Consider the following 20,260-nt stretch of genomic DNA (forward strand, 5'->3'; position numbering starts at 1 on the left):
ACATCGATCTGGAATGGGACTACCCGGACTGCGACTGAATCCGCATCAGTGAGCGCGTTCCAGCATCAGCTGACGCGGTCCTGCATCAGCGAGCGCGATCCGACCCGTAATTCACCCGGCGGAGCTCATCCCAGCAGGGCGGCGGCCTCCTGGAAGTCGTCGTGCGCCTCGGCGTACTGCTTGCCCGCGACCAGCAGGGTCGATCGGTCGGTGAGAGCCCTGGCGAGAACGTCAGTGCCCTGGTCCTCGCCCAGCCCGGCCGACCGGCGGGCCAGTGTCACTCCCTCGTCGAACAGGGGCCGCAGGTTCTCCATGAACCGGTAGTGATGCCCCCGCTGGTGAACGGCCGACCGGATGGTCAACCTGCGCTGAACGGTGATCAGTTCGGCCAGGTGACGGCGCGGATCGCGCCGGGCCAGGGGAGTGAGGACGGCGACGGTCTCCTCCAGTGCGGTACGCCCCTCGACATAGGCGCGCCTGATGTCGGGCGACCAGCCGTCGGGCGAGCCGAACGGCGGTGCCGGCTCGCCGGGCGCCGGCTGTTCGTCCGCTCGTCCCGACAGGCCCAGCAGGACGGTCCACCAGTCGACGATGTTGCTCCAGCTCTTGCGTTCACCGGTCGCGGCCAACTCGGCCAGCAGGGTGAGAACTTCCCCTCGCGCTGTACGGGCCTCACCGTGCCGCGCCCGGGCGTCGAGCAGCTGAGCGAGCCGGACCAGCTCCCACACCCTGATGGACAGCGACGAGCGGCCGCCTTCCAGCTCCGCGCGGCCGGCGGCCGAGAGTTCGGTGAACGCGTCGATCGCCGCATCGTGCAGTCCGGCGGCGTCGAGCTCGGCCGACCACTCGACCATCGGCCACCAGAGGCGGCCGTCCGACGGATCGCCGCCCGACCGAACCGCCTCGACCATCTCCCCGTACAGCTGCGCCGCTTCGAGGTGACGGCCCTCCTCGGCCAGCCCGGCCGCCAGCGGCCCGCACCCGAACACGGGGCTGTCCACCTTGCCGTCCTTGAACGCCCTGCGTCCGGTCAGAGCCATCTCCTCGCGAACGGCGAAGCCCTCCGCCCGCCGGCCGAGCGTGTACAGCTGGTGCTGGTAGTCGTTCAGGGTCTCGATCAGCAGCTCGGTTCGCTTCGGTTCCGACGCGTCCAGCCTGCGCACGGCGGTGAGTGCCTCGGCGACCAGGTTCAGCTGGATCTCCGGCCGGTCCCGGAACTCCAGGTGACTGAGCATCAGAAGTGCCCGGACCAGCTTCGGCAGGTAGGTCAGCGGCCCCACTTGGGCGAGCACTCGGTACGCCCGGATCTCCTCGTGAAGGCCGATTCTGCCGGAGCCGAGCAGGATCGCGCGTGCTCGTAGGACCGATTCGTGATCGACGTTCTGGGAGTGATTCATGAGGGCGATTGTGGGAGTTCTCGAGGGGGCCGGACAAGGTTCCCCGGACGTGCTGTTCGTCCTACGAAAATGCCCTCTGACCTGTCATGATGGGTGTGTCATAACTCCGGCGGCCGAGAAAACGGACGCCCCGGGCAGCACCGCGGGCCCGCGTCGCCGACCGGAACCGGGCCTCCTCTGCGACGAGTACCTGGCGCGCCGTGCCGACGACCCCTCACTCACCTTCCGCAGGCAAACGCTGCGACGGCCGCACCGCAGGGAGCGGTACGGCCGTCGCGGTTCTGTGCTCCGCGGCGCTAGTTCCAGCCGGTCAGTCCGGCGCCGTAGGGATAGAGCGGGTTTCCGTAGGTGGTCGGCACCGGTTGTCCGGCGTCGATCTTCGCGCGGATCTCGGCGCGTTGGGCGTCCGTGGCGCCGAGGTCGTAGGGCAGGTCCCAGCTCTCGTTCGCATCCGCGACCGTGTCGGTGCCGCCGGGCTTGAGGACCTGGTCCAGGCTTCGGGGCAGTTGCCAGGGCAGCTTCCCCCTGGGGGTGTAGTCACCGAAGAGCAGCCCGGCCGTCGCCGGGCCGGTCTCCTCGCCACCGCGATAGGTCACCACGACGGCGTCCGCCAGACCGTTCCAGTCGCTGATCACGATCGGCCGGGGCAGGGTCAGGACGACCACCACCGGAATCCCCTGGTTCTTGAAGTTCTGGATGACGGCGAGCTGATCCGGCGGGAGATAGGGCTGGGTGTCCACCCATGCGGTGGCGTGGGTGTAGGACGGCTCTCCGACGGCCACGACGGCGAGCTTCGGTGCGGGGCCGGTGTCCTGGTAGACGTTGACGCCGGCCTTGGCGGCCCGGGCCCGGATGGCCTCCAGCGGAGTGAGCGAACCGTAGTCCGGGTGGAAGTAACTGGACCAGATGCAGCACGCGGCGCCATCGGTGGCGCGGGCGCCGGCGACGACGATGTTGTCCCCCGCAGTGAGCTTGACCGGGAGCACGCCGTTGTTCTTGAGCAGGGTGTTGGACTCGCGCGCGGCCTGGTTGGCGAGGGCGGTGTAGGACGGCTGGTGGAACCGGTAGGGGCCGTTGACGGGGTCGCCGTAGGGGTGGTCGAAGATGCCGAGTTCGAACTTCAGCCGCAGGATCCGCGTCACCGCGTCGTTGATCCGCGCGAGCGGTACCTGGGCCTCGAAGCCGGCCATGGTGAACCCGACGGCGCCCGGGTCGGCACCGCCCATCACGTCGGAGCCGGCGTCGGCGGCGTTCACCCAGGCGCCGGAGGGCAGCCAGTCCGTGGTGATCAGACCGGTGTAACCGATGTTCTGCCGGAGGTAGTTGAGGATCTTGGCGCTGTCGCCCGCGCCGGGGCCGCCCGGGTCGAGATAGGAGCTGCCCGCGTACCCCGGCATGATGTTGACCGCTCCGGCTTCGATCGCGGCCCGGAACGGGATCATGTGGTACTTGATCGTCACCGCGTCGTAGACGATGCCCGCCTCACCCCCGGCGCCCTCGCCGGGCCAGTGCTTGACGGTGGCGAGGACGGAGCCCGGGTTGAGTTCCGGGCCGCCCTGCAACCCGGCGACCTGCGCCCGCAGTTGGGCCGCCGCGACGTCGGCGTTCTCGCCGCCGCCCTCCTGGATGCGTGGGTAGAGCACCTTGGTGCCGACCTCGGCGAGCGGGGAGAGCGTGCCGCGCGCGCCGACCTCCAGCTCCTCCTTGCGCTGCATGTCCCCCAGCCGGTAGTCGAGCGGATAGTCCTTGCCCGCGGCCAGCGCACTCTGCAGTGGGTACGTGGTCTGGTAGCCGGCGGTGGTGTCGCCCGCGGACACGGGCGGGATGCCCAGCCGGGTGGCCGCCGTGGAGACCAGCACGTTGTGCAGGTCGGCCGGTTGGGCCGGCCCGAAGTGCCAGCCCGACATCGGGTAGGACTGGACGTTGTAGAACATCTGGAAGGCCTTCTCCTCCAGCGTCATCCGGCTCAGGAGATCGGCGGTCCGGGTGCCGACCGGCTGGCGCCAGTCCTCGTACGGCTCGATGGTGCCGTTCTTGTTGAGGTCCCGGGCGCCGTTGACGATGGCGACGCCGTCGTTCACGGTCTCGATGTCGGGCAGGTAGACGCTGAAGGTGCGGATGCCGGAGGTGGTGCGCGCGCCGGAGCCGCTCACCGCGACGACGAACCACTGGTAGGTCCACCGGTCGCTGATGTCCCAGGTCGGGGTGTACGTGGCGCCGGTCGGTTCGGCGACCTTGGTGTAGAGGTCGAGCAGACTGCCCGAGGCGGCGAAGTCGTAGTCGGTGCGGCTGATGTTGAGCCAGACCTCGTAGTGGGCGGTCCCCGCGACGCCGGCCCAGGAGAGCGCCGGCCGGCGGGTGTTCGTGACCATGGCCTTGTCCGCGGGTGCGGCCAGCGCGAACTGGTTCACCGTGGCCGGTGCCTTGGTGGGTCCGGAGAGCAGCGGCGGGGTGGCGGTGGACGTGTCGACGGTGCCGAGGACCTGGAACTCCCACAGCGAGTAGCCGTAGCCGGTGGCGCGGGCGGTGCCGGTCAGCCGGACGTAGCGGCCCTTGCCGCTGACGGTGAGGTTCTCGACGCCGCCCTTGCCGCTGGTAGTGCTGTAGAGCGGCGACCAGGTGGTGGCGTCGTCGGACACGTCGAGGTGGTAGCCCGTGGCATAGGCGGACTCCCAGTTCAGCGAGATGCCGCTGACCGTGGCCCGGCCGCCGAGGTCGACCTGCAGCCACTGGTTGTCGGTGTACAGGCTGGACCAGCGGGTGTTGGTGCGCCCGTCCAGCGCCGCCGCGGGAGCGTTGGCGCCCTCCCACGAGGAGGCCGAGACCTGTCGGTAGGCGGAGATGACCGCGCCGCCCGGGTCGCCCGGATCACCGGGGCCTCCGGAACCGCCGGTGTGCACCGTGAACTCCCACAGCGAGTAGCCGTAGCCGGTGGCGCGTGCCGTGCCGTACATCCGGACGTAGCGGCCGGTCCCGCTGACCGTGAGGTTCTGGGTTCCGCCGCCGCCGGCGGCGGTGGTGTAGAGGGTGGTCCAGTTGCCGGTACCGGTGTCGGAGACCTGGATCTGGAAGCCCGTGGCGTACGCCGTCTCCCAGGTCAGCGAGACCTGGCAGACGTCCTGTACGGAGCCGAGGTCGACCTGCAGCCACTGCGGGTCGGTGGCGGCGCTCGACCAGCGGGTTCCCGCGTTTCCGTCGACCGCCGCTGTTGCCGGGGTACCGCCGTTCTCGGTCGACGACGCGGTCGCCGGACGGTTCAGGGCGGCGTTGTCGGTGCCGCAGGTGCCGGGCTGCGTGCCGCCGCCGGTTCCGTAGACCTGGAACTCCCACAGGGAGTAGCCGTACCCGGTCGCCCGGGTGGTCCCGTACAGGCGGACGTAGCGCCCGGAGGCGGTCACGTCGAGGGTCTGGTGGCCGCCCGGGCCGGTGGTGGTGGAGTAGGCGTCGGTCCAGGTGGTGCCGTTGCCGGAGACCTGGATCCGGAACGCCGTGGCGTAGGCGGCCTCCCAGTTGAGGGCGATCTGGGTGATGTCCTGGGTGGAGCCGAGGTCGACCTGCAGCCATTGCGGGTCGGCGACGGCGCTCGACCAGCGGGTTCCGGCATCGCCGTCGACCGCCGCCGATGCGGGGGTGCCCGCGTTCTCCGTCGAGGACGCGGTCGCGGGCTTGCCCTGCGACAGCAGGGTGGTGGCCGCGTTCGCGGTGACGTTCATGGCGCCGAGGGCGCCGCCGGTCGCGAGGACCGCCGCGAGAACCACCGCGATCAGCCGTCGGCGCCGTGCGAGGTGGTGAAGGAGGAGAGACAGGAGGCTCATGCACATCTCCGTGGGGTGGGGTGTGATGCCTCTTGCCACCGCCACGCCGTCATGAGCCCGACGACGGTGCGGCGGCTGTGGGCTGGTTCGGCCTGCTACTGCGGGCTGTTGTGGGTTCGGGTAATGACGCCATGAATGCTGGAGAGCGCTCTCCCGGGGGAGTTTCTTCCAATGCCCGAACACTGTCAACAGATTCGACAGACCCCGCGCCGAGCCGGGCACCGCCGGCGGACCGGAGGGATCTTCACCGTCGAGACGCGGGGGCGCCGTGGGCCGGGCTGCGACGGGTCACCGGGGGCCGTCACCGGGGCCGGTCATCGGGACGGGTCGTCGGGACAGGTCACCGGGCGCCCGTCACCGGGACCGGGAACGTCCACGGGCCTCGAACAGCAGCGGAAGGAGCGAGACGGCGACGATCAGCGCGACGATCAGCAGCAGGTAGCGCTCGATGCCCGGTACGGCGTTCCCCAGCCAGTAGCCGGCCAGCACGAGGCTCTGCGACCAGGCCAGGCCCCCGACGATCTGCCAGAGGGTGAACGTGCGCACCGGCACCTTCAGCGCGCCCGCCAGCGGGCTCAGCACCGTACGGACCACCGGGATGAAGCGGCCGATCACGATCACCTTGCGGTATCCGTAGCGGCGCAGCAGCTCGTCCGAGCGCGACACCGCCGACTTCAGCCGTTCGTTCCGGCTGCGGGCCAGCGCCGCGCGACCGCCGTGCCGCCCCAGGAGGAAGCCGACCTGCGCGCCGGCGATCGACCCGACGGCGGCGCAGAGGAGCACCTGCCACAGGGACAGGTGCGGACCTGATTCGACGCCGCCGGCACAGAGCACTCCGGCGGGGAAGAGCAGGGTGTCGCCGGGCAGGAAGAAGCCGACCACCAGCAGACCCGATTCGGCGAAGACCACCACCAGCACGGCCAGTGCGCCGAAGGCCGCGAGAAGGGACGCCCCGCTCGTCGGGTCGACCGCCATGAGCGCCCAGCTCATGGCGTCCCGGCTGGAGGGCGCCATACATCCGCGTGTCGTCCTGCACGGGAACTGAACACATCTTGAACGGTACCCGCGCGGCGGGGGGTCGGCCCGGCGAGGACCTGGCCCGGGGGAGCGTCCACGACCATCGACGGTTACGCCGCGTCATCGCACCAGGGGGCTCGCGCGCTCGCCTGACCGGCTCCGCAGACAGCGCAGAGCTGCGGATTCGTAGGCCGGAAGCGCGCGGGCGGACCCTCGTCATGGACCTGCCGCCGGTACGTCACGAGGCTGCTCATGCCATGGCGCTACGGACGGTGACGCGGGCACCGCAACCGGCTGTTCGGGGAGTGTCGATTCGGCCGGGCCCCGTTCGTATGGAGGGTGGGACGCCGGCGGGCCGCGTCGGCGCGGACGAAGGGCTGTGAGACGGATGAACGAGGTGCGGACGCTGCTTTCCGGGCGGGGGCTGCTCGAGTCGCCGCGCTGGCACGGTGACCGGTTGTACTTCTCCGACTGGTCCGCGGGCGAGGTCGTCGCCGTGGACCTCCAGGGCCGCAGCGAGGTGATCGCCCGCGTGAAGTCCCTGCCGCTCTGTACGGACTGGCTCCCGGACGGCCGGCTGGTGATCGTCTCGTCCTCCGACGGACTGCTGCTGCGCCGGGAGCCCGATCAGTCGCTGGTGGTCCACGCGGAGCTGGGCATGCCGGGATGGAACGACCTCGTGGTGGACGGCCGAGGCAACGCCTACGTCAACCGCGTCGGCTTCGATCCGCTGGCCGGTGAGGCGGTCGAACCCGGGTTCGTCTTTCTGGCGGCGGCGGACGGGTCGGTGCGCCAGGTGGCCGACGACATCATGTTCCCCAACGGGATGGCGGTGAAGGCCGACAACTCCACCCTGATCGTCGCGGACTCGTACCGGCACAGCCTGGTGGCCTTCGACATCGGCGCGGACGGCGGGCTGTCCGGCCGGCGCGTCTGGGCCGACCTCGGCGAGGGCACCCCCGACGGCATCTGCACCGACGCCGAGGGCGCGGTCTGGTACGCCGATGTGCCCGGCAGGCGATGCGTGCGCGTCGCCGAGGGCGGTGAGGTGCTGCGGGTCGTCGAGCTGGACCGCGGCGGCTTCGCCTGCGCGCTCGGCGGACCGGACGGGACGACGCTGTTCATGGTGGCGGCGGAATGGCGGGGCATGTCCGAACTGGTGGCTCCGGGCAGCGGTCAGGTGCTCGGTGTCGAGGTCGACGTGCCGGGAGCGGGCTGGCCGTGATGCGGGGCCCGTGCGCGGCTCACATTGCAGCGAGGGCCCTCAACGGTGCTGGAAGAATGCCGCCCATGCCCTTTCTGGTCGCTCCCGCGATACCCACCGGTGCTCTAGCCGCCTCCGGCCAGCCGGTTCTGCCGGTCGGCGCCGACGTGTCCCTCCGCCCCTGGCTGCTCGCCGACGCCGAGGCCGTGCGGGACGCGTTCCAGGACCCGGCGATCCAGTGCTGGCATGTGCGGCGAGCCGATTCCGTGGACGAGGCGCGGGAGTGGATCAGAGGGTGGCAGAGCGGTTGGCGGGACGAGACGGAAGGGCACTGGGCGATCGTCGATGCCGCGAGTGACGCGCTGCTGGGCCGTATCGCCCTGAAGTCCCTGGCCTTGGCGGACGGCAAGGCCGAACTCGCCTACTGGACGGTGCCGTCGGCACGCGGTGGTGGGCTCTGCCCCCGCGCGGTCACGGTGCTGACGCGCTGGGCGCTGGGGGAGGGCGGGTTCCACCGCATCGAGCTGCAGCACTCGACCGCCAATCAGGCGTCGTGCCGGGTGGCGGTCAAGGCCGGTTTCGAGGAGGAGGGAATCCGCCGCGGAGCGGCGCTGCACGCCGACGGCTGGCACGACATGCACCTTCACGCCCGTGTCCGGCAGGACCGGCAGCCCGTCATGACGTAGAAAATCCGCGCCACCGGCCGGACCGTGCGAAGGCCGGGCCGGTACGGGGGTGGACCGGGTACGGATTGGGCCGGGTGCGGGGTGGGCCGGAGGCTTTCTCAGGCCTGGTCGAGGAAGCGGACGGACCATGCGTAGCCGCTGGTGCTGCCGGAAGGGACCTGGCGGACTTCCGTCACCCGGCAGCCGTCATGGGCGTACTTGCGGGCGAACCGGTCCAGGCGCTGCGCCTCGTCGAGTGCTTCCATGGACAGGGGAGCGCCCACGACGAGGTCCTCGTGCAGCGTCGCTCCGTCGGTGGCGTCGGTGGAACAGGTACGGCACTGGTGCGTTGCGGGTAGGGGCATGGCTCCAGTGTGCGCCCGATGTGCCGCATAGCCCGCATGCATGCCGTCAGCGGACCCGGGGGAACGTCACCAGAGCTTGTCGATCTCGCCCGGGTACAGCTCGATGCGGGAGTGGGCGAACGCATCCCGCGCCTGCCGTCCCGCGGTCGAGAAGAAGTCCGCCATGGTGACCTTGCCGAAGCCCGGCCGGTCGCTCGGAAAGGGAGCCTGCGGCGTTCCTCCGACGAGCACGGCCCCGGGGAGCAGCTGCCAGCCGGCGCTCTCGTAGAACGCCTGGAGCGGCCGGTCGCAGGTGAACAACCCCAGGTCCAGGCCCTGGGCGGGCATCGCCTCCCGGGCGGCGGCCACCAGGCGCCGGCCATGGCCGTGACCGCGCGTGGCCTGGCGCGACACCACCGTGCTCAGCCCGCCCACGGCATAGCGCCGACCCGCGTGGACGATCTCCTTGGACAGGATGTCCAGCGCGGACAGCACCGTGCCGTCCGCCACGAGCAGCATCGACAGCGGCCGAAGCGCTGGATCATGGGTCGGCGCCTCGACGGGGACCGGCAGGGCATTCCCGGCCGGCCACGCCTGCTGCTGGAGATCCAGCACCTGGACACGCAGCTCGGACGGGGTGGCCTCTTCGGGGAACGACAGGATCTGCACCTGCTGATTCTGTTCACGCCGCGCGCAGGCGCAAGCCTCCGTCCGGGAGCGGGATCCGGTCAGGGCTGCGTGGAGCCCCGGGTGTCCAGCGTCAGCGTGAGGTGGTGAACCGCGCGGTGAGGGACCGAGATGGCGTGGTACTCGCTGTAACGCACGGCGGGACCCGCACGGAAGTGCAGGCGCAGCAGTTCCTCGATAGCGGCGACCGTCGCTTCGTCTGCCGCCTCGATGCTCACGTTGCCCTGTCCGTCGGGAAGCTCGTCTGTCCTCATGCCTCTGTTGTAGGCCGACTCCGCCGGCGGCGCCCGGTGGGGTGAAACGGCCGTCGCTAGACTGCTCCGGTGAACGCACTGCGCGGAACGGCTCCAGGGCGTCGGGGTGTGCTCCTGCTCGGCATGGTGGCCGCACTCGCGGCGTGCGGTTCCACGGCGGAGAAAGCGGACGGGGACAACGTCCGGTCGGACACCGAGCCGCTGGAGCGTCGCTTCCCCGCCTTCGGGCCCCTCTCCGACGCGCATTGGCTGGGATTCGCGCTGGGAGAGCAATCACGCGTGCCCGCTCCGGGCCCCACCGACATTCGTGTGGTGGGCTTCGCCCAGCTGAGGCACGGTGCCGGCGCGGCGATCATTGCGGCGGGTGAGCGCCACTTCCAGCCCGAGGCGCCCGGTCCGCTTCCTGGACCCCTGGCCGATTTCACGCCCCAGGGCGCCAACTGGGTCCGCAGCGCGTCCTTCGACGTCGAGATGACGCGGGACAACTACCCGGGTGCGTTCTACCTGGACCCGGCGTCGGACAGGGTCTGTTTCGACACGATGAACCCGAGCGCCGCCACCGACGCCGTGCCGTGAGCCCGAAAGCATTGACGCCTGCTCAGGACAGCCTCAGCGTGATGTAGGCGATGGTGTCGCCCGGCAGCACGTACCTCTCGAATTCGACGAATCCGTGCGCCAGCGCGAACCGCAGCCCGTCCGGGTTGGACGCCAGGACGATGGTCTCGATCACCTCGGCGCCCAGCTTCCGCGCCTGGGCGAGCCCCTCCGCGTAGATCTCCCCGCCGAACCCCTGCCCGCGGTGAGCGGGCAGCACTCGGGCGATCACCGTTGCCGTCGAGGTGTCGTCCGCGGGCGGGCGCACCGTCGAGCAGCCCACCAGAACGTCGCCGAGATACGCGACGTCCAACCGGTTGCGCCGCACGCGTTCGCGCACGTCGTCGAGGGACAGCGGGGCGGTCGGGATGATCAGGTTGTGGACGCGCTGCCAGTCCTCGACGGCGGCCTCGCCGTCGACCTGTTCGATGCGGAGCTCGGACATCGGAACAGGAAATCGCACGCCCAACGGGGCGTCAACCACCCCGGGTGGTTCGGCCCCGGACGTGGTGCTGCCCGGCAGGATGTGACATCCGCCGGGCAGCACCGTGTGACTGGGTTGTCGGGATCAGCAGGCGCCGAGGTCCTGCCAGACGCCCCATTCGCCGGTGGTGCCGGGCTCCTCGCCCGTCGTCCACCACTTGGCCTTCCAGGTGTGGCCCTTGTGGGAGACCTGCATGCCGTTGGTGTAGACGGCGCCGGTGACCCAGGCGGCGGCGGTGCACTGGTGGCCCGTCCCGCCGGTGACGGTCAGGGTGTAGGTCGCCGAGTGGCTGCCGGAGGTACCGGAACCGGTGACGCTGATGGTGTAGGTACCCGATACGGTCGCCGCGGTCGTGGCGAGGGTGAGCGTCGAGGAGCCGCCCGCCGTCACCGAGGTGGGACTCAGCGAGGCGGTGACACCCGCGGGGGCGCCGCTGACGGTGAGGCCGACGGTCTGCGCCTGGCCCGCCGTCACCGCGGTCTTCACCGTGCTGGTGGCCGAACCACCCGCGACCACGGACCCGGAGGCGGGGGTGGCCGTCACCGAGAAGTCGTTGGCCGGGGTCGTGGTACCGCTGGTGAAGGGCGCGAAGATGTGGGTGAAGTCCCAGGTGTTCTGCTGGATGCCGGAGCAGTTGTCGGCGGCCGCGCCGCCCGGGCAGCCGCCGTTGTCACGCTGCAGTGCCCAGAACGAGAGGGTGTTGATCCCCTTGGAGACCGCCCAGTTGTAGACCTGGGTGGCGTTGGCCACCGTGAAGGTCTCGGCCGGCCCGAAGTCGTCGACGCCCGGCATCTCGGTGATGCCGACCATGGCCCAGAGCTGGGCGGCCGTCTTGGCCGGGTAGAGCCTCGCGAGCTGGTTGTACAGGCCAGTGGCGGCGGTCTGGGTGTCGTTCGCCATGTTGTGGGTGGCGTTGTCGTAGTAGTCGAACGTCATGAGGTTCGCGACGTCGACCCGCGCGCCGTTGGCGACGGCGTTCTGCAGCACCGCGAGCCCGGTCGCGCCGAGACCACTGGTGGTCGTGGGGAGTGTGTAGGAGACCTCGACCTTGCGGCCGTTGGCGGCCGCCCAGTCCTGGACGAGCTTGATGGCCTTGTTCCGCCGGTCGATGCCCGCGGTGTTGTCCAGCGAGTCGACCTCGACGTCCATGTCGAGCCGCGAGATGTCGTAGGTCGTGATGACCTTCTCGTACGCGGCGGCGATCTGGTTGACGTCGGTACAGCTGTCGGCGATCTCGGTGCCGGTGCTGTCGGCGGTGTAGCCGCCGAACGAGGGGATGACGTCCCCGCCCCTGCCCTGGATGGTCTTGATGTCGGCGCCGAAGTTGGCGGCGGCGATCGGCATCCCGCTGTCGCCGTTCCAGTACACCGTGCAGGAGCCCTTGGTCGCCGCCTGGATGAACGCCATCGTCAGGTGCTTCGCACCGGACTGGGCGGCCAGGGCGGCGGGGCTCTCGCCGGTCCATGCCTCGAAGTAGGGGGCGAAGACGTGGGCCGGCAGGGGAGTGGCCGCCTGAGCCGTGCCGCCGCTGAGCGCGGCCAGGCCAACGGCGGCCACAGCGGTGACGGTCGCGGTGACGACCGCGTGGAGGGAGCGCATGCTTCTCATGCTTGTCCAAGCTGTGAGGGGGGTGACCGCCAATTCCCTTGGTGCGGGGCGGCTTTGAGTATGGGACCCCTTGAGCAGGCAGCATGTCAATGGTCTGGACCAAGATAGGACTAGACCAATACCCGAATAGGCTCACCTCCCGCCAGCCCAGCAGGCGCTCCGCGCACTGGACCACATCCGGGCGCCACCGCAGGTTGGCCGGAACGGCATGCGTACGGGCCGGCCTCCGCGATCACGGAAGCCGGCCCGTACGGATGCGGATCAGGCCGCGCCCTCGGCGCTCCAGCCCGGGACCTGGAACCGGGCGGTGAGGTCGGTGCTGCGCACTTCCTCGCCGCAGTCGCGGCAGACGACGGCCGGATCGAGGTCGGCGCCGCAGGAGTGCTGGAAGACGGTCGGGGGCAGGTCCGTCAGGTGCTGGTCGCCCCAGTGCATCAGCATGAGGAGCACCGGGCGCAGGTCGCGGCCGGCCTCGGTCGCGACGTACTCGAACCGGGGCGGCCGCTCGTTGTAGAGGCTCTTCTCCAGGACGCCCACCTCCACCAGACGGCGCAGCCGCGCGGCGAGGATGTCGCGCGGGGCTCCGGTGTTGCGGGCGATGGCGTCGAAGCGCCGGACGCCGAAGAAGACCTCGCGCAGCACCAGCAGGGAGTACTTCTCGCCGATCATGCCGAGCGCGTCGGCGATCGAGCACGGGCGCGATGTGGTCATACGGCCAGCCTAGACCAGGTGGGTTTGCGAATCCAACCCATGGCGCTATGGTGAATCCAGTTTTCCAACTAACTGATCGCGTCCGAGAGCTGCCAGAGCTTTCGAGAGTTGAGGAGGCGACCGCCATGCGCGACGCCGTCATCGTCGAAGCCGTCCGCACGCCGATCGGAAAGGGCCGGCCGACGGGCACGCTCGCCGGTGCGCACCCGGTCGAGCTGCTCGCCCACACCCTGCGCACCCTCATCGACCGCGCCGGCGTGGATCCCGCGCTCGTCGACGACGTGGTCGGCGGCTGTGTCGACCAGGTGGGTGAGCAGGCCATGAACACCACCCGTTACGCCTGGCTGTCGGCCGGGTTCCCGGAGTCCGTGCCGGCGACCACGGTGGACCGTCAGTGCGGCTCCTCTCAGCAGGCCGTGCACTTCGCGGCCCAGGGAGTTCTCGCCGGGGCCTACGACCTGGTCGTGGCCTGTGGCGTCGAGTCGATGAGCCGGGTGCCGATGTGGTCCAACGTGCCCCCGGGCGCCGACCCGTTCGGCCCCGGGATCGCCGCCCGCTACCCCGACGGGCTCGTCCCGCAGGGCATCAGCGCCGAGCTGATCGCCGCGAAGTGGTCCATCAGCCGCGATCAGATGGACACCTTCGCCACCACGTCCCACCGTCGCGCGGCCGCCGCCCACGCCGACGGTCGCTTCGCCGCCGAACTCGCCCCCGTCACCACGGAGACCGGTGTGGTCGACACCGACGAATCCGTCCGTCCCGGCACGACGCCGGAAGTGCTCGCCGGCCTCCGCCCGTCCTTCGCCGACCCCGCCTTCGCCGAGCGGTACCCGCAGATCAACTGGTCGGTGACGGCCGGAAACAGCAGCCCGGTCAACGACGGCGCCTCCGCCGTCCTGATCACGTCCAGCGAAACGGCCGCCCGGCTGGGACTGCGGCCCAAGGCCCGGCTGCACAGCTTCGCCGTCACGGGCTCGGACCCGCTGATGATGCTGACCGGGGTCATCCCCGCCACCGAGAAGGTGCTGCGCCGGGCCGGACTCGGACTCCACGACATCGATCTGTTCGAGGTCAACGAGGCCTTCGCCAGTGTGGTCCTGGCCTGGCTCCAGGAGACCGGGGCCGACCCCGCCAAGGTGAACGTGAACGGTGGCGCCATCGTGCTCGGCCACCCGCTCGGCGCCAGCGGCACCCGCCTCATGACCACCCTCGTCAACGCCATGGGGCAGCGCGGCGCGCGGTTCGCCCTGCAGACCATGTGCGAGGCGGGCGGACTCGCCAACGCCACCATCCTGGAGTCGCTCCAGTAGCCGGTGGCTCCGTGATGAGCGCGGTTCGCCGCCGGCCGGGGGCGTCGGGGCGCCCGCGCACGTCGCCGCGATCATGCACCCCGTTCATCTGGGAAGCTTCGGACATGAAGCCAACCGATGCCACGACCGAGGCCACGCGCTCCGCGGCGGAGATCCGCGAGTACCTGGTCGGGCGGCTGAACGCCGCCCTGCCCCGGCCGGAGATGTTCGGCGGGGAGATCGCCCTGCGGACCCTGCTCGACCACCTGGCCTTCGTGGACGACCGCGAACAGGCCTGGGGGGACGAGAACCAGGCGCTCCGGGCGAGTGGCGCGTTCCAGGCCACCGGTGTCATCGGCGGTTTCGCCCTGCTGCTGCCGGACCACCGCGACCAGAAGGCCGCGGCCTCCGTCTACGCCGAGTTCGCCCATCGCAACGGCTGGCTGGAGCTGGACCGGGCGCTCACCCCCGAGGAGTACCGGGCGCTGCGCGGCGAGGTGCCCGCCTGGTGCGCGGAGAACAAGTGGTTCACCGATGTCGTCGAGTCGTTCGGGCCGCCCTCGCTGCTCATCGGCGGTACGAACCCACAGTTCTCGAAGACGCTGGGCTACGCCACCGAGCGCCCCGAGGATCCGATGGTCTTCTTCCACCTCTGGAACGGGACCCGGCCGGGAAACCCGCCGGGGGGAGCGCCGATGTACGGCCAGCCGGTCGTGATGGCGGTGCGCCGCGCCGACGGCGGCGACGGCCCGTTCGCCGGCACGTTCACCTTCACCCCGGAGGGCGCGCACCGCAGGCCGCCGGCGCAGGAATACTGATCAGGCACGGGATCGCGTGACCCTATGAACTGTTGATGGCCCTTGCTACCCTCCGCCGCATGATTTCCACGGTTGTCTGGGGCACCGGAAATGTCGGCCGCGCGGCCGTCCGTGCCGTCGAGGCCCACCCGGCGCTGAAACTCGTGAACGTGCTTGTCCACAACCCTGAGAAGGTCGGCCGTGACGCGGGCGATCTCGGCGGGCTCGACCATCAGTTGGGCGTCGCGGCGACCGACGACATCGACGCGGTGCTGGCCGCCGGTCCCCAAGCAGTGGTGTACGCGGCATCCGGCGACATCCGCCCCGACGAGGCCCTCGACGACATCGTCCGGGCGCTCCGGGCCGGAGCCGTGGTCGTCAGTCCCGCGCTGTATCCGCTCTACGACCACCGCAACGCCCCGCCGGAATTCCGGGACCCGGTACTGGCCGCCATCGCGGAGGGCGGCGGCTCGCTGTTCGCCTCCGGTGTCGACCCCGGCTGGGGCAACGACGTCCTGCCCCTGCTGATCAGCGGACTCGGCACCACCATCGATGTGATCCGCTGTCAGGAGATCTTCGACTACTCCACCTACGAGCAGCCCGACTCGGTCCGCTACCTCGTCGGCATGGGCCAGCCGATGGAGTACGAGCCGCTGATGCTCATGGAGACGATCCCCACCATGGTGTGGGGCGGTCAGATACGGATGATGGCCAGAGCACTCGGCGTCGAACTCGACGAGATCCGCGAGACGATGGCCCGGCGGCCGCTCGAGTCCACCGTGACCACCAGGACGATGGGCGAGTTCGAAGCCGGCACCCAGGGCGCGGTGCGGTTCGAGGTGCAGGGCATCGTCGAGGGCGAGGCCCGCATCGTCATCGAGCACGTCACCCGAATCCACCCGTCCTGCGCACCGGACTGGCCGACGCCGCCCGACGGCACCGGCGCACACCGGGTGATCATCGAGGGCCGGCCGCGCATCGAGGTCACCATCGAGGCCAGTGACGAGGGCGAGAACCGGTCCGCGGGCGGGAACGCCACCGCGGTCGGCCGGCTCGTCGGCGCCATCGACTGGCTCGTGGACGCGGAGCCCGGAATCTACGACGCACTCGACGTCCCGCTGCGTCCCGCAGTCGGCAAACTCGGAAGGAAGCAACGATGAACATCGACATCCCCGAGGGCCAGGAGCCGATCGGGTACGTGTGGGGCGACATGGTCCCCGGCATCGGAATGGCCGCGGCGAACTTCTCGCTGTCGGTGTACGCCCACACCACCCTGGGACTGCGTGAGTTCGAGGCCGCCAGGCTGCGGATCGCGCAGATCAACGGGTGCCTGTTCTGCCTCGACTGGCGCACCGACCGGGACGGGGAGAAGGTCGAGGAGGAGTTCCCCGACGCGGTGACCGAGTGGCGCACCACCGACGCGTTCGACGACCGCACCCGCCTCGCCGCCGAGTACGCCGAGCGCTACGCCCTGGACCACCACGGCCTCGACGACGAGTTCTGGGACCGGATGACCGCGCACTACAGCCAGGTCGAGATCGTGGAGCTGAGCATGAGCATCGGCTCCTGGCTGGCGTTCGGCCGGCTCAACCACGTACTGGGCCTCGACGCGGTGTGCGTACTGCCCACGGGTTGAGGTGTTCCGGGGCCGCCCGGTGCGACCGGCCGGCCCCGGATTCGCGCATACCCCGTAGGAGGGACTTTCCGTCGTCTCCTACGGGGCGGGCTGCCGCTTCGGACCGTCGCGCCGGTCGGTCGCATGAGGCCGTCGCTTCATGCCGTCGCCACCGGGGCTACAGGTCGGTGGCGATGATCTTCTCGATGTTCCGTTCGGCGAGTGCCGTGATGGTGACGAACGGGTTGACGCTGGTGTTGCCGGGGATCAGCGCGCCGTCGATGACGTACAGGCCGGAATAGCCGTGCAGGCGGCCGTAGTTGTCGGTGGCCTTGTTCAGCACCGCGCCGCCGAGCGGGTGGTACGTGAGGGTGTCGTTCCAGATCTTGTAGACGCCGAACAGGTCGGTCCGGTAGATCGTCCCCTCCTTCGCGTTGATCTTGTCGAAGATCGTCTTGGCCATGTCGATGGACGGCTGCTTCCAGGCGGTCTGCCAGTCCAGGTCGACCCGGTTGGCGCCGGCGTTCCAGGTGAACGTGCCGCGGTTCGGGTTCTTGGTGATCGACAGGTAGAACGAGGCGAACGTCTCGATCCCGGTGGGCAGCGGCGCGACCTCGGCGAACGCTCCACCGGCGGCCCAGTTGTCGATGCCCCCGCAGGGGATGGTCGCCTGGAGCGAGCCGGTCGGGTCCCAGATGTGGTTGGCCCGGCCGCACATCACGTTGCCGTTGTCGCCCCAGCCCTTGCCGATCTCGCTGTTGAGGTCGGGCAGCGCGCCGGTGGCCTTCAGCTTGGTCAGCAGCTTGCTGGTGCCGACGCTGCCGGCCGCGAAGAACACCTTGTCCGCGGTCACGGTCTTGGTGACGGTGGTGTCGCCGTTGGTGTTGATCTGGTCGATGAGGACCGTGTAGCCGCCGCCGGAGGCCGGGGAGACCGAGGTGACCTTGTGCAGTGGCGAGATGGTGACCTTGCCGGTCGCCTTGATCTGGGCGATGTAGGTCTTCTGGAGCGATTTCTTGCCGTAGTTGTTCCCGTACAGGATCTCGCCGGCCAGCGCCGACTTGGTCGCGGTGCCGGCCGCCTCCTGCTTCATGTAGTCCCAGTCGTATACGTCCGGCACGAAGACGAACGGGAAGCCGGAGCGCTGGGCCTGCTTGCGGCCGACCCGGGCGTACTGGTAGCAGTCGGTCGTGTCGAACCAGGCCGGGTCGATCATGCCGACGCCGAGACCCGCGTTGGCGCGCGGGTAGTAGGTGTTGTACATCTCGTCGGCGTTCACCGACGGGAGGATGGCGCCGAAGTTCTCGCGCTTGGGGGTGACGGCCATACCGCCGTTGACCAGCGAACCGCCGCCGACGCCGCGGCCCTGGTAGACGGTGATGCCGCTGAAATCCTCGGCGTCCAGGATCCCGGTGTAGCGGGGGATGCTCTTGTCGATCGGGATGCCGAAGAAATTGCTGAGGGGCTGTTTGGTCTTGGTGCGCAGCCAGTAGGAGCGGTTGTCCGGCGAGGTCGTGTTGCAGAAGATCTTGCCGTCCGAGCCTGGGGTGTCCCAGGCCATGCCCATCTCGATCATTTGCACGTTGACGCCCGCCTGCGCGAGACGTAGGGCGGCTACGGAACCGCCGTAGCCGGTCCCGATCACCAGAACCGGAACGTGGGCGCCGTTGTCGATCACGGCGGCCGCGGGAGTGGCGGCCGCCTGGGCTGCGCTGACGCGCGCGGAGAGCGTCACGGCTCCCAGAATAGAACCTGTTCCAACGATGAACCGACGGCGTGAAACGCCCCCGGAACCGTTACCGCGCATGGTAGAGTCGCTCATGTGACGTTCCTCACTCTCGGTGGAATGGGAACAAGTTCTACTGTTACCAGCTTGTGAAGTCACGCCATACTTATGGGTAACTTCTCCCCGATCACCCAGCTGTGGCTCGGGGTCGGCGGCGCGCTTCCGTTCCGCAATCGGAAGATGCCGCCGTGCCCGGCGGCCGGCGCCGCGGACCGCGGCGGCATCCGGTGATCGTGGAAACTGTCGCTGTGAACACCACTGCCGACGACGGCTCATCGGAACGAACGGGCTACCGGCGATCGGCGGGCTCGCCGCGCGGCGAGGCCAGACGCCAGGAACTGCTCGACAGCGTCACCGAGGACCTCGCGGTCAACGGGCTCGTGGACTTCTCGCTGCGGCGTGCCGCGCGAGCGGCCGGGGCCACCCACAAGGTCCTGCTCTACCACTTCGACGGGGCCGACGACCTGCTCGTGCAGGCGATCGTCCAACTGCGGGAACGGCGGATCGCGAAGGCGTTCGCCGCGGCCGCCGAGGGGCCGGCCCGCCGGCCGCTCGGGGAGTGGGTGCGAGCGGTGTGGCCCGTCCTGGTGGGCGAGGAGGCGCGGGTGCTCGATCAGGCCATCGGGCTGGCGATGTACGACCCCGGCCGCTACGCGGCACTCGGCCGGGAGGCGTCGCAGCAGTACCTTCCCCTGCTGCTGTCCATCTGTCCGGAGCACTGGTCCGGCGGACGCAAGCTCGAGGTCGCCGAGATGATCCTCGCGGTGCTGCGGGGGTTCCTGGTGGACTCGCGGACCAGCGGCGACGCTGCGGGGATCGCCGCGGGGTTCGCGGCCCTGGTGCGTGCGCTGGATCGCGAAGAGGCGGCCGACGAGTAACGGCCTGCGAGTAACGGCCCGCGAGTAACCGCCCTCGATCCGGGGCTCGGTGCGGCCGTAGGGCTTCCGTGGACACGATGCGAACCACGTGGTTCACTTTTGAGGAGAGCATCTCATCCACGGGGAGGCCGGCATGCAGATGTCCGCAGAGCGGGAGAAGGTCCGCTTCGTCAGCGGCGACACAGAGTGTGCCGCCTGGCACTATCCGGGGAGCAACGGCGGCTGCGTGATCATGACCGGCGGCGGCGGGGTGATCAAGGAACCCGGCACCGACGTCTTCGCCCAGCGGTTCCAGGAGGCCGGTTTCACCGTGCTCGCCTTCGACTACCGCCGGCTGGGGGAGAGCGGTGGTGAACCGCGCCAGATCGTGCGTACCGAGGAGCAGATGGCCGACTGGCAGGCGGCGATCGAGTGCGCCGCCGGCCTGCCGGGGGTCGACCCCGACCGCCTCGCGATCTGGGCCTTCTCGCTCTCCGGCGGGCACATCTTCCGCGTCGCGGAGCGCAATCCGCGGCTGGCGGCGGCGATCGCCCAGTCACCGCTGGCCGACGGGCTGATCGCCGCACGCAGCGCGGGAAGCCACCAGAAACCGCTCGCGATGCTGCGCTTCTCCGGGCGCGGCATCCGGGACGCTGTCCGCGGTCTGGCCGGCCGCGACCCCCTGCTGATCCCGCTCGTCGGAGAACCGGGAACGGTCGCACTCCTGACGACGCCCGACAGCCTGCAGGGCGACACGGCACTCAACCCGGGCAACAGATATCCGCAGTGGCAGCAGGATATGGCCGCCCGTTCCGCCCTGCGGATCATCTTCTACCGCCCCGGCCGCTCGGCGTCCCGGGTGCGGTCTCCGCTGCTGGTCGTCGCGTGCGACCAGGATCGGACCAACCCAGCCGCGCCCGCCGTCCGGGCCGCGCGGCGGGCGCCCCGCGGTGAGCTGTTCCGTGTCCCCGGAGGTCACTACGCACCGTTCCTGGCAGCCCACGAGCAGGTCGTCGAGGCCGAGCTGTCCTTCCTGCGCCGGCACCTGCTCGATGACGCGGGGGCGGACGCCTCCGCCACCGGCACCGCGGCCACCACGTCGCACCGGACGGCATGAAGACGGTCGAGCGGTCCGC

At 70.2% G+C, this 20,260-nt stretch carries 20 protein-coding genes; 10 read left to right on the forward strand and 10 right to left on the reverse strand.

All coding sequences use genetic code 11. From position 1 onward, the window contains the following. Positions 1 to 125: 125 nt before the first annotated feature. The 3 genes from LNW73_RS32815 to LNW73_RS32830 all read right to left on the reverse strand — a co-directional run bounded on the left by LNW73_RS32815 (position 126) and on the right by LNW73_RS32830 (position 6,226). Positions 126 to 1,397 (reverse strand): hypothetical protein, encoded by a 1,272-nt coding sequence (locus LNW73_RS32815; protein WP_250992475.1) that lies wholly within the window; start codon positions 1,395 to 1,397, stop codon positions 126 to 128. A 296-nt stretch (positions 1,398 to 1,693) separates the two neighbouring features. After that, positions 1,694 to 5,212 (reverse strand): discoidin domain-containing protein, encoded by a 3,519-nt coding sequence (locus tag LNW73_RS36765; protein ID WP_374118239.1) that lies wholly within the window; start codon positions 5,210 to 5,212, stop codon positions 1,694 to 1,696. A gap of 354 nt (positions 5,213 to 5,566) precedes the next feature. Then, entirely contained in the window at positions 5,567 to 6,226 is a 660-nt protein-coding gene (locus LNW73_RS32830) for a DedA family protein (RefSeq protein WP_250974046.1), read from the reverse strand. Positions 6,227 to 6,617: 391 nt separating this feature from the next. On the opposite strand from LNW73_RS32830, the gene LNW73_RS32835 reads away from it, so the two are divergent. Then, the gene (locus LNW73_RS32835; RefSeq protein ID WP_250992476.1) at positions 6,618 to 7,454 is read left to right on the forward strand and encodes an SMP-30/gluconolactonase/LRE family protein; all 837 of its coding nucleotides are present in this window, start codon (positions 6,618 to 6,620) and stop codon (positions 7,452 to 7,454) included. Between the two features lie 65 nt (positions 7,455 to 7,519). Further along, on the forward strand, positions 7,520 to 8,119 hold the full coding sequence (locus LNW73_RS32840) for a GNAT family N-acetyltransferase (RefSeq protein ID WP_250992477.1): 600 nt from the start codon (positions 7,520 to 7,522) through the stop codon (positions 8,117 to 8,119). A 98-nt stretch (positions 8,120 to 8,217) separates the two neighbouring features. On the opposite strand, the gene LNW73_RS32845 is transcribed toward LNW73_RS32840, so the two are convergent. The 3 genes from LNW73_RS32845 to LNW73_RS32855 form a co-directional block, all read right to left on the reverse strand. Then, on the reverse strand, positions 8,218 to 8,463 hold the full coding sequence (locus LNW73_RS32845) for a hypothetical protein (RefSeq protein WP_250974044.1): 246 nt from the start codon (positions 8,461 to 8,463) through the stop codon (positions 8,218 to 8,220). A 66-nt stretch (positions 8,464 to 8,529) separates the two neighbouring features. Next, positions 8,530 to 9,111 carry a GNAT family N-acetyltransferase gene (locus tag LNW73_RS32850; RefSeq protein WP_250992478.1) on the reverse strand — a complete coding sequence of 194 codons (582 nt, stop codon included), beginning with the start codon at positions 9,109 to 9,111 and terminating at the stop codon, positions 8,530 to 8,532. A gap of 59 nt (positions 9,112 to 9,170) precedes the next feature. Further along, positions 9,171 to 9,383, reverse strand: a complete 213-nt coding sequence (locus LNW73_RS32855; RefSeq protein ID WP_250992479.1) for a hypothetical protein — start codon at positions 9,381 to 9,383, stop codon at positions 9,171 to 9,173. Between the two features lie 69 nt (positions 9,384 to 9,452). On the opposite strand from LNW73_RS32855, the gene LNW73_RS32860 reads away from it, so the two are divergent. Then, on the forward strand, positions 9,453 to 9,959 hold the full coding sequence (locus LNW73_RS32860) for a hypothetical protein (RefSeq protein ID WP_250992480.1): 507 nt from the start codon (positions 9,453 to 9,455) through the stop codon (positions 9,957 to 9,959). 22 nt (positions 9,960 to 9,981) lie between these two features. Here the strand turns inward: LNW73_RS32860 and LNW73_RS32865 are convergent, their stop codons facing one another. The 3 genes from LNW73_RS32865 to LNW73_RS32875 form a co-directional block, all read right to left on the reverse strand. Continuing rightward, positions 9,982 to 10,422, reverse strand: coding sequence for a GNAT family N-acetyltransferase (locus tag LNW73_RS32865; RefSeq protein ID WP_250992481.1), 441 nt, complete (start codon positions 10,420 to 10,422; stop codon positions 9,982 to 9,984). Between the two features lie 123 nt (positions 10,423 to 10,545). Beyond that, entirely contained in the window at positions 10,546 to 12,069 is a 1,524-nt protein-coding gene (locus LNW73_RS32870) for a chitinase (RefSeq protein ID WP_250992482.1), read from the reverse strand. A 261-nt stretch (positions 12,070 to 12,330) separates the two neighbouring features. Further along, a complete protein-coding gene (locus LNW73_RS32875) occupies positions 12,331 to 12,780 on the reverse strand; it encodes a winged helix-turn-helix transcriptional regulator (protein ID WP_250974038.1) in 450 nt (149 codons plus the stop codon). A 125-nt stretch (positions 12,781 to 12,905) separates the two neighbouring features. Here LNW73_RS32875 and LNW73_RS32880 point away from each other — a divergent pair, with 125 nt between their 5' ends. From LNW73_RS32880 to LNW73_RS32895, 4 genes are all read left to right on the forward strand, one after another. After that, positions 12,906 to 14,090, forward strand: coding sequence for a thiolase family protein (locus LNW73_RS32880; protein WP_250992483.1), 1,185 nt, complete (start codon positions 12,906 to 12,908; stop codon positions 14,088 to 14,090). A 104-nt stretch (positions 14,091 to 14,194) separates the two neighbouring features. Then, entirely contained in the window at positions 14,195 to 14,887 is a 693-nt protein-coding gene (locus LNW73_RS32885; RefSeq protein ID WP_250992484.1) for a hypothetical protein, read from the forward strand. Between the two features lie 59 nt (positions 14,888 to 14,946). After that, positions 14,947 to 16,026 (forward strand): NAD(P)H-dependent amine dehydrogenase family protein, encoded by a 1,080-nt coding sequence (locus LNW73_RS32890; RefSeq protein WP_250992485.1) that lies wholly within the window; start codon positions 14,947 to 14,949, stop codon positions 16,024 to 16,026. Continuing rightward, a complete protein-coding gene (locus LNW73_RS32895) occupies positions 16,023 to 16,502 on the forward strand; it encodes a carboxymuconolactone decarboxylase family protein (protein ID WP_250974034.1) in 480 nt (159 codons plus the stop codon). Before LNW73_RS32890 ends, LNW73_RS32895 begins: the two co-directional genes overlap by 4 nt. A 157-nt stretch (positions 16,503 to 16,659) precedes the next feature. On the opposite strand, the gene LNW73_RS32900 is transcribed toward LNW73_RS32895, so the two are convergent. Continuing rightward, positions 16,660 to 18,288: a GMC oxidoreductase gene (locus LNW73_RS32900; RefSeq protein WP_374118293.1), complete on the reverse strand. Its 1,629-nt coding sequence runs from the start codon at positions 18,286 to 18,288 to the stop codon at positions 16,660 to 16,662. An 87-nt stretch (positions 18,289 to 18,375) separates the two neighbouring features. Between LNW73_RS32900 and LNW73_RS36125 the strand changes: the two genes are divergently transcribed. The 3 genes from LNW73_RS36125 (at position 18,376) to LNW73_RS32910 (ending at position 20,241) form a co-directional block, all read left to right on the forward strand. Next, positions 18,376 to 18,498 carry a hypothetical protein gene (locus LNW73_RS36125; protein ID WP_285392012.1) on the forward strand — a complete coding sequence of 41 codons (123 nt, stop codon included), beginning with the start codon at positions 18,376 to 18,378 and terminating at the stop codon, positions 18,496 to 18,498. Positions 18,499 to 18,515: 17 nt separating this feature from the next. Continuing rightward, the gene (locus LNW73_RS32905; protein ID WP_250992487.1) at positions 18,516 to 19,145 is read left to right on the forward strand and encodes a TetR/AcrR family transcriptional regulator; all 630 of its coding nucleotides are present in this window, start codon (positions 18,516 to 18,518) and stop codon (positions 19,143 to 19,145) included. Between the two features lie 133 nt (positions 19,146 to 19,278). Next, positions 19,279 to 20,241 (forward strand): alpha/beta hydrolase, encoded by a 963-nt coding sequence (locus tag LNW73_RS32910; protein WP_250992488.1) that lies wholly within the window; start codon positions 19,279 to 19,281, stop codon positions 20,239 to 20,241. Positions 20,242 to 20,260: the final 19 nt, after the last annotated feature.

It is taken from the genome of Streptomyces sp. RKAG337 (assembly GCF_023701715.1).
GTDB lineage: Bacteria > Actinomycetota > Actinomycetes > Streptomycetales > Streptomycetaceae > Actinacidiphila.

Bases quoted from the DNA above. Each gene is read 5' to 3' on its own strand.
- LNW73_RS32815 (WP_250992475.1), bottom strand. From the start codon at position 1,397: ATGAATCACTCCCAGAACGTCGATCACGAATCGGTCCTACGAGCACGC.
- LNW73_RS32830 (WP_250974046.1), bottom strand. From the start codon at position 6,226: ATGGCGCCCTCCAGCCGGGACGCCATGAGCTGGGCGCTCATGGCGGTC.
- LNW73_RS32885 (WP_250992484.1), top strand. From the start codon at position 14,195: ATGAAGCCAACCGATGCCACGACCGAGGCCACGCGCTCCGCGGCGGAG.
- LNW73_RS32845 (WP_250974044.1), bottom strand. From the start codon at position 8,463: ATGCCCCTACCCGCAACGCACCAGTGCCGTACCTGTTCCACCGACGCC.
- LNW73_RS32900 (WP_374118293.1), bottom strand. From the start codon at position 18,288: ATGCGCGGTAACGGTTCCGGGGGCGTTTCACGCCGTCGGTTCATCGTT.
- LNW73_RS32835 (WP_250992476.1), top strand. From the start codon at position 6,618: ATGAACGAGGTGCGGACGCTGCTTTCCGGGCGGGGGCTGCTCGAGTCG.
- LNW73_RS32865 (WP_250992481.1), bottom strand. From the start codon at position 10,422: ATGTCCGAGCTCCGCATCGAACAGGTCGACGGCGAGGCCGCCGTCGAG.
- LNW73_RS32910 (WP_250992488.1), top strand. From the start codon at position 19,279: ATGCAGATGTCCGCAGAGCGGGAGAAGGTCCGCTTCGTCAGCGGCGAC.
- LNW73_RS32840 (WP_250992477.1), top strand. From the start codon at position 7,520: ATGCCCTTTCTGGTCGCTCCCGCGATACCCACCGGTGCTCTAGCCGCC.
- LNW73_RS32890 (WP_250992485.1), top strand. From the start codon at position 14,947: ATGATTTCCACGGTTGTCTGGGGCACCGGAAATGTCGGCCGCGCGGCC.
- LNW73_RS32880 (WP_250992483.1), top strand. From the start codon at position 12,906: ATGCGCGACGCCGTCATCGTCGAAGCCGTCCGCACGCCGATCGGAAAG.
- LNW73_RS32855 (WP_250992479.1), bottom strand. From the start codon at position 9,383: ATGAGGACAGACGAGCTTCCCGACGGACAGGGCAACGTGAGCATCGAG.
- LNW73_RS36125 (WP_285392012.1), top strand. From the start codon at position 18,376: ATGGGTAACTTCTCCCCGATCACCCAGCTGTGGCTCGGGGTCGGCGGC.
- LNW73_RS32875 (WP_250974038.1), bottom strand. From the start codon at position 12,780: ATGACCACATCGCGCCCGTGCTCGATCGCCGACGCGCTCGGCATGATC.
- LNW73_RS32895 (WP_250974034.1), top strand. From the start codon at position 16,023: ATGAACATCGACATCCCCGAGGGCCAGGAGCCGATCGGGTACGTGTGG.
- LNW73_RS32870 (WP_250992482.1), bottom strand. From the start codon at position 12,069: ATGAGAAGCATGCGCTCCCTCCACGCGGTCGTCACCGCGACCGTCACC.
- LNW73_RS36765 (WP_374118239.1), bottom strand. From the start codon at position 5,212: ATGAGCCTCCTGTCTCTCCTCCTTCACCACCTCGCACGGCGCCGACGG.